This window comes from Streptomyces sp. NPDC107546, from assembly GCF_055639175.1.
Map to the genome: position 1 here is coordinate 24135 of NZ_JBVKBA010000035.1, position 12777 is coordinate 36911.

Here is a 12777-nt window from a genome sequence, read left to right on the forward strand (position 1 = left end):
GCCATGCAGATCCGCGTGATGCTCGTCGACGACCAGGTGCTGCTGCGCACCGGGTTCCGGATGGTGCTGGCCGCCCAGCCGGACATGGAGGTCGTCGCGGAGGCGGGTGACGGCGTCGAGGCCCTTCAGGTGCTGCGTTCGACCGAGGTCGACGTGGTGCTGATGGACGTGCGCATGCCGAAGCTGGACGGAGTGGAGGCGACCCGCCGCATCTGCGCGGACCCGAACCCGCCCAAGGTTCTGATCCTCACCACGTTCGACCTCGACGAGTACGCGTTCTCGGGGCTGAAGGCGGGCGCCTCCGGCTTCATGCTCAAGGACGTGCCGCCCGGCGAACTGCTCGCCGCCATCCGTGCCGTGCACAGCGGCGACGCCGTGGTCGCGCCGTCCACGACCCGTCGTCTGCTCGACCGGTTCGCACCGATGCTGCCGGGCGGCAGCACCGAGCCCCGGCACAAGGAGCTGGGCCGGCTCACCGACCGCGAGCGCGAGGTCATGGTGCTGGTGGCCCAGGGCCTGTCCAACGGCGAGATCGCGGCCCGGCTGGTGCTGTCCGAGGCGACCGTGAAGACCCATGTGGGCCGCATCCTGACCAAGCTGGGGCTCAGGGACCGGGTGCAGGTGGTCGTCCTCGCCTACGAGACGGGGCTCGTCCGGGCCGGCGGGCACGGCTGAGCACCACTGTGCTGCGGCCGGCCGGTCCGGTGCGCGCCTACCTGAGGATGCCCTCCAGGAAGTCGCTGCCGAGCCGGGCCACCGCCGTGACGTCCATCTGGTGCAGGACGTACCGGCCGCGGCGACGGGTGGTGATCAGACCGGCCTTCTTCAGGACGCCCAGGTGCCGGGATATCTCGGGAGCGGTCATTCCGTGCGCCTGCGCCAGCTCGCTCGTCGTGTACGCGCTGCGGGCCAGATGGCGGCAGATGCGCATCCTCACCGGGTGGGACAGGGCGGTCATCCGCAGGGTCAGCTGCTCCAGCGAGGGCGGCGCCGACAGCTCGGGGGACGCGACCGGGTAGTGCAGCACCGGCTGCCAGCCGTGGCGGTGAAGGACCATCAGGTGCGGCCAGCCGAGGCTCGTCGGGACGAGCAGCAGACCGCCGTCCCCGGTGGCGGTGCGGCCCTCACCGAGCTTGTCCACGACGATCCGGTCCTTCGTCCCCTCCAGTGTCACGGCGGGCGACACAGCCGCCAGCGCCTCCGCCAGGCCCTTGCGCCGCAGCAGGTCCGTCTTGTGGCGGGCGTCCGCAGCGAGCTGGTGGCGCAGCCGCGACCAGGCGTCGGCGAAGAACGCCTCGTCGCAGTCCTGAAGGAACTGCCGCAGCCAGGCCCGAGTGCGCGGTGGGTCGGCCAGCAGCCGCTCCGTGAAGCGCAGTTGGCGAGGCCCTCGCGCGGCGGCCAGCTCCAGGGCGCGCCCCCGTACCCCGGCGTCCGAGAGCGCCGTCGGGCCGGGCGTGCTGTAGCAGGTGGCGCAGGTGAACTCCAGGGCCGCGTCCACGAACTGCTCGTCGCTGAGCTTGTCCAGCAGGTCCATGTCCTCGGCGAGGGTGGCGCCGGGAAGGGCCGCGCGGCCCGGGATGCCCGCGTAGGGCAGGAACAGGTCCGAGAACGTGGTCCGCCACAGGAAGTCGGCCTCGCACATCCGGTCGGCCAGGTGCGAGTCGAGCCGGGCGGTCACGCCCGTCACCCATCCCTGAAGGCCCGGATGGTGCCCCGGCTCGGCCAGTGCGTGCAGCGCCATGCTGAGCTCGGCCAGGGGAGAGGGCACGACGGAAACCCTCTCCGGCCGCAGCCCGCTGATGTCGATGTCCACGCTCATGGACTCATGGTGCACCCCGCCACTGACAGAGCCGCCCTCGTTTGACGGACGCGGTCAAACGGACCCGTCGACTCCCGGCAGCCGCTCCACGAACTCCACCGCCGCCTTCTTCACGTCGTCCGTCGTCCACTCCTGGGCGGCGGCGCGTACGTAGACCTCGGTGAAGGCAAGGCCCGGACCGCCTCGGTCCCAGGGGTTGGCGAACAGGAGCGTCCCCGTCTCCTCTCCCTGGCGCACGGCGGCCTGAGTGAGGACGTCCGCGTCGTACGGCAGCCACACCTGGAACTCGTGGGTGTGCGGCGGGTCGGGGTGCACCCGCGCCCACGGCAGCCCCGCCGCCGCGAACCCCTCGCGCAGCGCGGCGGCCACCACGCGCGCGTGGCGCACGTACTCCGGCAGCCGGGGCAGTTCCCGCTCCAGGCCCGCCAGGGCCGACAGCACCGTCGGGAACTGCTGGAAGACCGCGCCGCCGTAGCGGTGCCGCCAGGTCTTCGCCTCGTCGACAAGGCTCCTGGGGCCCGCGAGCGCCGCGCCGCCGTACCCGTCGAGGGACTTGTAGAACGACACGTAGACGCTGTCCGCGAGGCCCGCGATGTCCTCCAGCGGACGGCCGAAGTGGACCGTGGTCTCCCACAGGCGCGCGCCGTCGAAATGCACCACCGCGTCACGCTCGTGCGCCGCCTCGACGACCTCGGTGAGCTCCTCGAAGGAGGGCAGGACGAAACCGGCGTCCCTGAGGGGAAGTTCGAGCATCAGTGCCCCGAAGGGCTCCTCGAAGTCGCGCACCTCCTCGGCGGTCGGCAGCCGGGGCTCGCTCGTCAGGCACACCGGGCGCAACCCGCTGACCTCGCTGAACGCCTTCCGCTCGTGCACCTCGGGGTGGGCGAGCGCATGCAGGGCCACCGTGGGGTCGCCGGTGCGGCCCGCCCAGCAGCGCAGCGCCACCTGCTGGGCCATGGTCCCGGTCGGGAAGAAGGCGGCGGCCTCCTTGCCCAGCAGCCCGGCCACCCGCTCCTCCAGCGCCTCGACGATCCCCGTGCCGTACATGTCCCCGGACTCGTCCAGGTCGTACAGGCGCTCCGCGCCGTCCAGCAGCGCGAGCCGCTCCCGCAGGGTCCCCAGGAACCCCGGGCGTGCCAGCACGCGCTCCGCACCCCGATAGGCGGCGATCCGACGCTCCCGCAGCCGGCGCCGCAGCTCCTCGGGTGACTCCGCCGGGTCTTCCCCGCCCTCCCGAGCCGGCTCTCCGGCGACCTGTTCGGCCGTTCGCGCCATGTCCCCCTCCGCCCTCGTACTCATCCCGGGATCATCCCTCGCGCCCGTCCCTGCGGCACCCCGATTTCCATACCGGCCACCACCTGCGGGAACCCACAGCCTGTGGACAACCGGCCGTCTCGCCCCCCAATCGCGTTAACATGACGAGAAATCGTCCGGTACCCAGAGCGGACTGGAACGGGAAGGCCACCGTCGAGTGAGTACAGTCCAGCAGCCAGACCCCAAGGACCGCCCCGCGCGGCTCACCGTGGGCGTGATCGGAGCCGGCCGGGTGGGGCCCGCGCTCGCCGCGTCGCTCCAGCTCGCCGGGCACCGCCCGGTCGCCGTCTCCGGGGTCTCGGACGCCTCCAGACGGCGCGCCGAGCAGATGCTCCCGGACGTGCCGCTCGTGCCGCCCTCCGAGGTGATGGAGCGTGCCGAACTCGTCCTGCTGACCGTCCCGGACGACACCCTGCCGGGCCTCGTGGAGGGCCTCGCCGAGACGGGGGCCGTACGTCCGGGCCAGCTGCTCGTGCACACCTCCGGGCGGTACGGCACGCGCGTGCTGGACCCCGCCCTGCGCGCCGGGGCGCTGCCGCTCGCCCTGCACCCCGCGATGACCTTCACCGGCACGCCCGTGGACGTCCAGCGCCTGGCCGGATGCTCCTTCGGGGTGACCGCCCCTGAGGAGCTGCGGCTGGCCGCCGAGGCCCTGGTGATCGAGATGGGCGGTGAGCCCGAGTGGGTCGCCGAGGAGATGCGCCCGCTCTACCACGCGGCCCTCGCCCTCGGTGCCAACCACCTGGTCACCCTGGTCGCCCAGTCCATGGAGCTGCTGCGCACGGCGGGCGTCGAGGCCCCCGACCGCATGCTCGGCCCGCTGCTGGGCGCCGCCCTGGACAACGCGCTGCGCTCCGGCGACGCGGCGCTGACCGGCCCCGTCGCGCGCGGAGACGCGGGCACGGTCGCCGCGCACGTCTCCGAGCTGCGCAGGCACGCCCCCCAGACCGTCGCGGGCTACCTGGCGATGGCCCGCGCCACCGCCGACCGGGCCCTGGCCCACGGACTGCTGAAGCCGGAGCTGGCCGAGGACCTGCTCGGAGTCCTCGCCGACGGCACCGACCTGCCCGAGAACGGGGAAGACCGATGAGCCGCCGCCCCTTCGAACTCGCCCCCACGGCGGATGACCTGCGGTACGTCCAGGACCACCACGCGGTGCCGGGACGCACCGCCGTCGTGATGACCATGGGCGCTCTGCACGAGGGCCACGCCACCCTGATCCGGGCGGCGCGCAAGCACGTCGGCGGAAAGGGCTTCGTGATCGTCACCGTCTTCGTGAACCCGCTCCAGTTCGGCGCGGGCGAGGACCTCGACCGCTACCCGCGCACCCTGGACGCCGACCTGAAGGTGGCCGAGCAGTCCGGCGCGGACGTGGTGTTCGCCCCGTCCGTCGACGAGGTCTACCCGGGCGGCGAGCCACAGGTGCGGATCTCCGCCGGCCCGATGGGCGAGTGCCTGGAAGGGGCCTTCCGCCCGGGCCACTTCGACGGCATGCTCACCGTCGTCGCCAAGCTGCTCCACCTCACCCGCCCCGACGTGGCCCTGTACGGGCAGAAGGACGCCCAGCAGCTCGCCCTGATCCGCCGGATGGTGCGGGACCTGAACTTCGGTGTGGAGATCGTCGGCGTGCCCACCGTGCGTGAGGAGGACGGGCTCGCCCTGTCCAGCCGCAACCGCTACCTCTCGCCCCAGGAGCGGCACACCGCGCTCGCCCTGTCCCGCGCCCTGTTCGCGGGCCGCGACCGGCACGCCGCCCAGGAGGCGCTGCGCGCACGCGCCCTGGAGGTGCCCGCCACGCACGCGCGTGCCGAGGCCCTGAGCGCCATAGGCGAGTCGCGTGCCGCCGCCGACGCGCACGCGGTCGCCAAGGCCGCGCCCGGCGGTCCCGCCGCCGTCCGCGCCGCCGCGAAGCTCGTCCTGGACGAGGCCGCCCAGCTGGACCCGCCACTGGTGCTGGACTACCTGGCCCTGGTCGACCCGTCGGACTTCACCGACGTCCCCGACGACTTCACCGGCGAGGCCGTCCTCGCCGTCGCCGCCCGGGTCGGGACGACCCGGCTGATCGACAACATCCCGCTCTCCTTCGGAGCACCCGAACCCGTCGACCCCCACGGAGCCGCCTCGTGACCGGCACAGGCATACGACTGCACGCCCCCGCCCCGGGCTGGTCCATCTCCGCCGACGTCGTGGTGGTCGGCTCCGGCGTGGCCGGCCTCACCGCCGCGCTGCGCTGCGACGCCGCCGGCCTGAACACGGTCGTCGTCACCAAGGCGCGCCTCGACGACGGCTCCACCCGTTGGGCGCAGGGCGGCATCGCGGCGGCCCTCGGCGAGGGCGACAGCCCGGAGCAGCACCTGGACGACACCCTGGTCGCGGGCGCGGGCCTGTGCGACGAGGAGGCCGTCCGCATCCTCGTCACCGAGGGCCCCGACGCCGTACGGCGGCTGATCTCCACCGGCGCGCACTTCGACACCGACGACGAGGGCGGCATCCAGCTCACCCGCGAGGGCGGGCACCACCGCCGCCGCATCGCGCACGCGGGCGGCGACGCGACCGGCGCCGAGATCTCCCGGGCGCTCGTGGAGGCGGTACGCGCGCGTGGGTTGCGCACGATCGAGAACGCGCTGGTCCTGGACCTGCTCACGGACGCCGACGGCCGTACCGCGGGCGTGACCCTGCACGTCATGGGCGAGGGTCAGCACGACGGCGTGGGCGCCGTGCACGCGCCCGCCGTGGTCCTCGCCACCGGCGGCATGGGCCAGGTCTTCTCCGCGACCACCAACCCCTCGGTGTCCACCGGCGACGGAGTGGCGCTCGCCCTGCGTGCGGGGGCCGAGGTCAGTGACCTGGAGTTCGTGCAGTTCCACCCGACCGTGCTGTTCCTCGGCCCGGACGCGGAGGGCCAGCAGCCCCTCGTCTCCGAGGCGGTCCGCGGCGAGGGCGCCCACCTGGTGGACGCCGACGGGGTGCGCTTCATGGTCGGGCAGCACGAGCTTGCGGAACTCGCGCCCCGGGACATCGTCGCGAAGGGCATCATGCGCCGGATGCAGGAGCAGGACGCCGAGCACATGTTCCTCGACGCCCGTCACTTCGGCGCCGACATGTGGGAGCACCGCTTCCCGACGATCCTGGCCGCCTGCCGCGCCAACGGCATCGATCCGGTCACCGAGCCCGTCCCGGTCGCCCCGGCGGCCCACTACGCCTCCGGGGGCGTGCGCACCGACTCCCACGGCCGGACCACCGTGCCGGGCCTGTACGCGTGCGGCGAGGTCGCCTGCACGGGCGTCCACGGCGCCAACCGGCTCGCCTCCAACTCCCTGCTGGAGGGCCTGGTCTACGCCGAGCGCATCGCCGCCGACATCGCCCGGGACCAGACGGAGAGCGGCCTGCACGCGCGCGTGCCGCAGCCCGTCCCGTACTCGGAGAAGCCAGCGCACCCGCTGCTCGGCCCCGAGGCCCGCTTCGCGATCCAGCGGATCATGACGGAGGGCGCCGGCGTGCTGCGCTCCGCCGAATCCCTGGCCAAGGCCGCCGACCAGCTCCAGCGGCTCCACACCGAGGCCCGCGACGCCCTCCACGAGAACGGCAAGACCGCCGAGCCCGGCGTCGACACCTGGGAGGCCACCAACCTCCTGTGCGTGGCCCGCGTCCTGGTCGCCGCCGCCCTCCTGCGCGAGGAGACCCGCGGCTGCCACTGGCGCGAGGACCGGGCCGACCGCGACGACGCGAACTGGCGCCGCCACATCGTCGTACGGCTGAATCCCGACCGATCGCTCGCCGTGCACCCCACGGACACCGCAGACTTCCCCCCGACCTTCCAGCGTCCCCAGGAGCAGTGACCGAAGTGAGTACCCCCGACCTCCCTCTCGCCTCGAACGGCGGCTGCGGCGACGGCTGCGCCTGCGGCGCGGACGGCGACGAGGAATACCTGGAGTGCGGGCTCGACCCCGCGCTCGCCCAGCTCCTGGCCGACGCCGGACTCGACCCGGTGGAGGTCGAGGACATCGCGGGCGTCGCCATCCAGGAGGACCTGGACCACGGCGTGGACGTGACGACGGTCGCGACGATCCCCGAGGAGGCGGTCGCCACCGGCGACTTCACCGCGCGCGAGGCGGGCGTCGTGGCGGGCCTCAGGGTCGCCGAGGCCGTGATCTCCGTGGTGTGCACCGACGAGTTCGAGGTCGAGCGCCACGTGGACGACGGCGACCGGGTGGAGGCCGGCCAGAAGCTGCTGACCGTCACCACCCGCACCCGTGACCTGCTCACCGCCGAGCGCAGCGCGCTGAACATCCTCTGCCGCCTGTCCGGCATCGCGACGGCCACGCGTGCGTGGGCGGACGCCCTGGAGGGCACCAAGACGCGCGTACGGGACACCCGCAAGACGACGCCTGGCCTGCGCTCCCTGGAGAAGTTCGCGGTCCGCTGCGGCGGCGGCGTCAACCACCGCATGTCCCTGTCGGACGCGGCCCTGGTGAAGGACAACCACGTCGTCGCGGCCGGAGGCGTGGCCCAGGCCTTCCAGGCGGTCCGGGAGATGTTCCCGGACGTGCCGATCGAGGTCGAGGTCGACACCCTGCACCAGCTGCGGGAGGTCGTCGACGCGGGCGCGGACCTGATCCTCCTGGACAACTTCACGCCCACCGAGTGCGAGGAGGCGGTGGCGATCGTCAAGGGCCGCGCCCTGCTGGAGGCCTCGGGCCGCCTGACCCTGGGGAACGCCAAGGCGTACGCGGACACGGGCGTCGACTTCCTGGCGGTCGGGGCGCTCACGCACTCCTCCCCGATCCTGGACATCGGCCTGGACCTGCGAGCGGCGGAGTAGGTAGAGCCCCATGCTGCTGACCATCGACGTAGGCAACACGCACACCGTCCTCGGCCTGTTCGACGGCGAGGACATCGTGGAGCACTGGCGCATCTCCACCGACGCCCGCCGCACGGCCGACGAGCTGGCGGTCCTCCTGCAGGGGCTGATGGGCATGCACCCGCTCCTCGGCGAGGACCTGGGCGAGGGCATCGACGGCATCGCGATCTGCTCGACGGTCCCCTCCGTCCTGCACGAACTGCGCGAGGTCACCCGCCGCTACTACGGCGACGTCCCCGCCGTCCTGGTCGAACCCGGCATCAAGACCGGCGTGCCGATCCTGATGGACAACCCCAAGGAGGTGGGCGCTGACCGCATCATCAACGCGGTCGCGGCGGTCGAGCTCTACGGGGGCCCGGCGATCGTGGTGGACTTCGGCACGGCGACGACGTTCGACGCGGTCTCGGCGCGCGGCGAGTACGCGGGCGGCGTCATCGCCCCCGGCATCGAGATCTCCGTCGAGGCCCTGGGAGTGCGCGGCGCCCAGCTCCGCAAGATCGAACTGGCCCGGCCGCGCGCGGTGATCGGCAAGAACACGGTCGAGGCGATGCAGGCGGGCATCGTCTACGGCTTCGCGGGCCAGGTGGACGGCGTGGTCACCCGCATGGCCAGAGAACTGGCGGAGGACCCGGACGACGTCACGGTCATCGCGACGGGCGGCCTGGCTCCCATGGTCCTGGGCGAGTCGGCGGTGATCGACGAACACGAACCGTGGCTGACACTGATCGGCCTGCGGTTGGTATACGAACGGAACGTGTCACGTATGGCCGGCTGAAGCACGCCCTGAAGGGGCGCGGGACTGTGTCGCCATACGGCTCCGCCGCGTGGGCGCGACAAGCCACGACGGCGCGGCACCCGCCGTTGAAGCAACGTGCCCGAGGCGAACAGGCGCACCCACGCCCCCACCTGGGGGAACTCCAGAGCGACACGACACCCGGAGAGACCCGTTTTGTCCGATTAGCGGTAGCGTCCCCGCATGCCCACGCCACACGGATCCCGAGGCGCCCTGGCCTTCGGCGCGGAGGAGCTGCGCGTGCTCCGCCGCGCCCTCGCCCTCGCCCTGAACCCCCGCACCGCTTCCGCCGAGGACGTCCAGGACTGCCTCCGCCTCGCCGAGTCCGTCGACGCGGCGGTACGCGAGGGGGACCGTCTGAGGGCCTTCCTGCTGGCCGACCTCACCCGCTACCGCGCCGCCCTCCCCGGCGCCGCCGGCGGCTACCTCACCCTCCTCCAGGACGCCCTCCGCGCCGGCTACCGCCCCACCCCGGACGACCTCGCCGCGCTGCGCGCCCTGCACGGCACCCCCCTGGCCGCCGCCCTGCTCGACCGCTGCCGGGCCCTGGTGCCCCAACAGACGACGTTCGCCCCGTCGCGGCGTACGCCCAGTACGACGACCTCGGCACCGGCCGAGCCCGGCGTCCGCGCGCACCTCACTCCCCGCAGGGCCGCGGTCCCCGTCCATCGTGCGCGTCTGACGGCGCTTCCCGGCGGCCGTGCGAGCGAGGAGGAGCGGCCGGAGGAGCCGACCCGCAAACCCGAGCGGAAGCCGGAGAAGCCCGCTCCCCGCCGTGAGCCCCAGGGCCCGCGCCCGACGCGCCGCCCGATCCCGACCCCCGGCGAGGTCTTCCCGCCGAAGCGGAAGCCGAGCCCTCCGGCCCACTCCCACGGGCAGCTCGCGGCCGGCTAGTGCTGTGGCCGGAAAGGTTTGCCGGACAGCTCGCGGCGTCCGGTGCGGTGCGTCGCAAGGCGGAGCGTCGCCCGCGTACCGGATGTACTCGGGCGGTGCGACAACGCGGCGAGGTGCCGTGCCGGGCGTCGCGAGCCGGTGAACCTTTCCGGCCACAGCACCAGGGCCTGCCGAAAGGACGGACCGCGGATCGGGCGCAATCCGGTGACGCCCACCCGACCGGGATCCTTCGGACACCCCTGGCTACTCTTGACGCATGGACTACGTCTCCGCGCTCCTGCCCCCGGTCGTCATGGCCGTGCTCTTCATCGGGCTCATCCGGGTGATCGTGAAGACCCAGGGCGGCGCCAACAAGGCCAAGGAGGACGCCGCCGTCGACGCGGCCCTCGCGCACGCGGAAAGCGCTCCCCGGAAGTCCGGGGACGCCGACGCCTGACCCCCTCGCGGCCTTCGGGTCCCTGCCGGACGGCACCTCGTGTCGGCGGGCGTACGACTCATGCCCTGAGCGCGTTGTGCTGAACGCGTTGCCCTGAGCATGTTTAGGAGTCGTACGCCCTTTTTGCTGTGGTTTGTCGCGTAAGTGCACGTCCCGCAAGCCATTGGTGACTTCTCCCACTATTGTGCTAAGCGTGCCTCGCCCATTGGGAGAACTCGAAGACGCGGTCATGACGCGGGTGTGGAAGTGGAACCGACCGGTGACCGTTCGAGAAGTCCTGGAAGACCTTCAGCAGGAACGGTCCATCGCCTACACCACGGTGATGACCGTTTTGGACAATCTCCATCAGAAGGGCTGGGTCCGCCGGGAAGCGGAAGGCCGGGCCTATCGATATGAGGCGGTCTCCACCCGCGCCGCCTACGCGGCCGCGCTGATGAACGACGCCTGGTCGCAGAGCGACAACCCGGCCGCCGCGCTTGTCGCCTTCTTCGGCATGATGAGCGACGAACAGAGACAGGCACTCCGTGACGCGATGCGCATCGTGCAGGGCCCGGAGAGCACCCAGGAGCCCCCGACTGCCGAAACGGGCCCCGAGAACCCGGCAGGGACGCCCGAGCAGAACAACCCCGCCTCGGCGGAGGGCGACACCGGGCGATAGCGTCCGCTCATGCCAGCGAAGCGCCCTGAAGCCGCCGCAAAAGCCATCACTGTCCGACGGGCCAGGACGAGCGATGTCCCGGCGGTGCGCCGCCTCCTCGACTCCTACGTCCGCCGCGGCATCCTGCTCGACAAAGCGACCGTCACGCTTTACGAGGACATCCAGGAGTTCTGGGTCGCGGAACGCGACGACAACGGCGAGGTCGTTGGCTGCGGCGCCTTGCACGTGATGTGGGAGGACCTGGCGGAAGTCCGCACTCTCGCGGTGATGCCCGAGGCCAGGGGCCTGGGCGTGGGTCACCAGTTGCTGGAGAAGTTGCTGCAGACCGCCAGGTGGCTCGGCGTTCGCCGCGTTTTCTGTCTGACCTTCGAAGTCGACTTCTTCGGGAAGCACGGCTTCGTGGAGATCGGTGAGACGCCCGTCGACCGGGATGTCTACGCGGAGCTGTTGCGTTCCTATGACGAGGGCGTGGCGGAGTTCCTCGGTCTCGAACGAGTGAAACCGAACACCTTGGGCAACAGCCGGATGCTTCTGCATCTGTGATCGCCGGGCGATCGCAGGGGGACTATTCAGCCGCGCTTCAGCCCGATGACCTTGCCCAGGTTCCCTATGTCCGAAACGCGCATGTTTCCGGTCTCCCGGACGCCCGTCGGTCTCTCCCGGGGGGTTTGTGTTTTTCCGGCAAAAGCGGTTTGCTTTCCGACGTACTGCAGTACTGCATATAACAGGGGACGCGAAACGGGCGGCACCGGCCGCAGACCCTCGGCCCTGAAGTTATCGATGAAAGGAAATCCGGTGGCACAGAAGGTTCAGGTCCTTCTTGTCGACGACCTCGACGGTGGCGAGGCGGACGAGACCGTCACGTTCGCACTGGACGGCAAGACGTACGAGATCGATCTCACGACCGCCAACGCGGACAAGCTGCGCGGCCTTCTCGAGCCGTATGTGAAGGGCGGCCGTCGTACCGGAGGCCGTGCTTCGGGCGGACGCGGAAAGGCCCGTGCGGCCGCTTCCGGTGGCAGCCAGGACACCGCGCAGATCCGCGCCTGGGCGAAGGAGAACGGTTACGAGGTCAACGACCGCGGCCGTGTTCCGGCGACCATCCGTGAGGCCTACGAGAAGGCGATGGGCTGAGCGCACGCGCGCCGCAGCCGGACCCGGTGGCACTGCGTCGCCACCGTGTCGACCAGCCGTACCAGATCGGGGGCGCCCCCACCGCCCCCCATGGCCGACAACGTCGGCAGCACCTGTTCGACCTCGCACCCCGGCTCGGGGGGCCGCAGCCAGACGGCGGCCCCCTGTGAAACGGCCCGGTCCAGGGGAAGCGGCCGGGATCCCGGGGTGTCGGCCGGATCCGGCAGCGAAGCCGACGCGCATCCCGGCGGCAGCGGCGCCTCCGTCTGCCCGCCCGCCCCGGTGGCCGTGAGGTCCAGGGCCAGCGCTCCCCACTCCAGCCAGTCGAGCAGCCCCGGCAGCTCCTCCGCGCTGCCCGCCGCCACCAGCAGCCGCATCCGCCCGGCGTGCAACGCGACCGGGGACGCGGGCCCCAGATGCCTGAGCGCGGCGAAACCGGCCTCCGCGGGCACCTCCAGCACGTCGAAGCGCACCCCGGTGACCAACCGCACCGGCTCTCCGGGCGCCGTCATCCAGCCCAGCTCGTTCTCGTACCACTGCCGCACCGTGCCGCTCGTGCCGGGATCGAGTGGCCTTCGCGGGGCGGGCACCGGGTGGACCGTGTGGACCATGTACGGAGCAACCGCCCGAGTCGGCGCCAGGTTACGCTGGGTGGTCGATCCATTGCGCCAAGTGCCGAAAAAAAGGGCGTACGGGGTGTTCGGCGGCGCAAGGATGTTCGCCCGTAGCGGAGGGAAACGGGGCGCGCGGCATGGAGTGTCGGTGTCGGCGGGTAAGACATCCCTAGTGGGAGGGGGCGTTGCGCGGGAAAGGCTGTCTCACGTTCGCCATCGGCGTACTGGCGAGTGGGGTATCTGCCTGGCCTGCG

At 72.1% G+C, this 12777-nt stretch carries 14 protein-coding genes; 11 read left to right on the forward strand and 3 right to left on the reverse strand.

What is annotated here, in order from left to right:
- Window positions 1-3: 3 nt before the first annotated feature.
- Window positions 4-675 (forward strand): response regulator transcription factor, encoded by a 672-nt coding sequence (locus ACZ7L1_RS32960; RefSeq protein WP_471442472.1) that lies wholly within the window; start codon window positions 4-6, stop codon window positions 673-675.
- A 37-nt stretch (window positions 676-712) separates the two neighbouring features.
- Here ACZ7L1_RS32960 and ACZ7L1_RS32965 read toward each other — a convergent pair whose 3' ends face one another.
- Complete coding sequence (locus ACZ7L1_RS32965) at window positions 713-1819, reverse strand: DUF5937 family protein (RefSeq protein WP_471442474.1); 1107 nt, start codon at window positions 1817-1819, stop codon at window positions 713-715.
- Window positions 1820-1873: 54 nt separating this feature from the next.
- A complete protein-coding gene (locus ACZ7L1_RS32970) occupies window positions 1874-3118 on the reverse strand; it encodes a threonine aldolase family protein (protein ID WP_471442475.1) in 1245 nt (414 codons plus the stop codon).
- Between the two features lie 172 nt (window positions 3119-3290).
- Here ACZ7L1_RS32970 and ACZ7L1_RS32975 point away from each other — a divergent pair, with 172 nt between their 5' ends.
- The 10 genes from ACZ7L1_RS32975 (at window position 3291) to ACZ7L1_RS33020 (ending at window position 11909) form a co-directional block, all read left to right on the forward strand.
- Window positions 3291-4223, forward strand: coding sequence for a Rossmann-like and DUF2520 domain-containing protein (locus ACZ7L1_RS32975; RefSeq protein WP_471442477.1), 933 nt, complete (start codon window positions 3291-3293; stop codon window positions 4221-4223).
- Window positions 4220-5260, forward strand: coding sequence for a pantoate--beta-alanine ligase (panC, locus tag ACZ7L1_RS32980; RefSeq protein ID WP_471442479.1), 1041 nt, complete (start codon window positions 4220-4222; stop codon window positions 5258-5260). Before ACZ7L1_RS32975 ends, panC begins: the two co-directional genes overlap by 4 nt.
- Window positions 5257-6972 carry an L-aspartate oxidase gene (locus ACZ7L1_RS32985; protein WP_471442481.1) on the forward strand — a complete coding sequence of 572 codons (1716 nt, stop codon included), beginning with the start codon at window positions 5257-5259 and terminating at the stop codon, window positions 6970-6972. Before panC ends, ACZ7L1_RS32985 begins: the two co-directional genes overlap by 4 nt.
- Before the next feature lie 5 nt (window positions 6973-6977).
- Entirely contained in the window at window positions 6978-7955 is a 978-nt protein-coding gene (gene nadC, locus ACZ7L1_RS32990; protein ID WP_471442532.1) for a carboxylating nicotinate-nucleotide diphosphorylase, read from the forward strand.
- A gap of 10 nt (window positions 7956-7965) precedes the next feature.
- Window positions 7966-8769 carry a type III pantothenate kinase gene (locus tag ACZ7L1_RS32995; protein WP_471442482.1) on the forward strand — a complete coding sequence of 268 codons (804 nt, stop codon included), beginning with the start codon at window positions 7966-7968 and terminating at the stop codon, window positions 8767-8769.
- A 201-nt stretch (window positions 8770-8970) separates the two neighbouring features.
- Window positions 8971-9681, forward strand: a complete 711-nt coding sequence (locus tag ACZ7L1_RS33000; protein WP_471442483.1) for a hypothetical protein — start codon at window positions 8971-8973, stop codon at window positions 9679-9681.
- Between the two features lie 256 nt (window positions 9682-9937).
- Window positions 9938-10117: a hypothetical protein gene (locus ACZ7L1_RS33005; protein WP_471442484.1), complete on the forward strand. Its 180-nt coding sequence runs from the start codon at window positions 9938-9940 to the stop codon at window positions 10115-10117.
- 229 nt (window positions 10118-10346) lie between these two features.
- Window positions 10347-10775, forward strand: a complete 429-nt coding sequence (locus ACZ7L1_RS33010; RefSeq protein WP_471442534.1) for a BlaI/MecI/CopY family transcriptional regulator — start codon at window positions 10347-10349, stop codon at window positions 10773-10775.
- A 9-nt stretch (window positions 10776-10784) separates the two neighbouring features.
- Window positions 10785-11318, forward strand: a complete 534-nt coding sequence (locus ACZ7L1_RS33015) for an amino-acid N-acetyltransferase (protein WP_471442485.1) — start codon at window positions 10785-10787, stop codon at window positions 11316-11318.
- Between the two features lie 252 nt (window positions 11319-11570).
- Window positions 11571-11909 (forward strand): histone-like nucleoid-structuring protein Lsr2, encoded by a 339-nt coding sequence (locus ACZ7L1_RS33020; RefSeq protein ID WP_263231234.1) that lies wholly within the window; start codon window positions 11571-11573, stop codon window positions 11907-11909.
- On the opposite strand, the gene ACZ7L1_RS33025 is transcribed toward ACZ7L1_RS33020, so the two are convergent.
- Complete coding sequence (locus ACZ7L1_RS33025) at window positions 11888-12520, reverse strand: SCO3374 family protein (RefSeq protein WP_471442486.1); 633 nt, start codon at window positions 12518-12520, stop codon at window positions 11888-11890. The two genes, ACZ7L1_RS33020 and ACZ7L1_RS33025, sit on opposite strands and share 22 nt — an antisense overlap.
- Window positions 12521-12777: the final 257 nt, after the last annotated feature.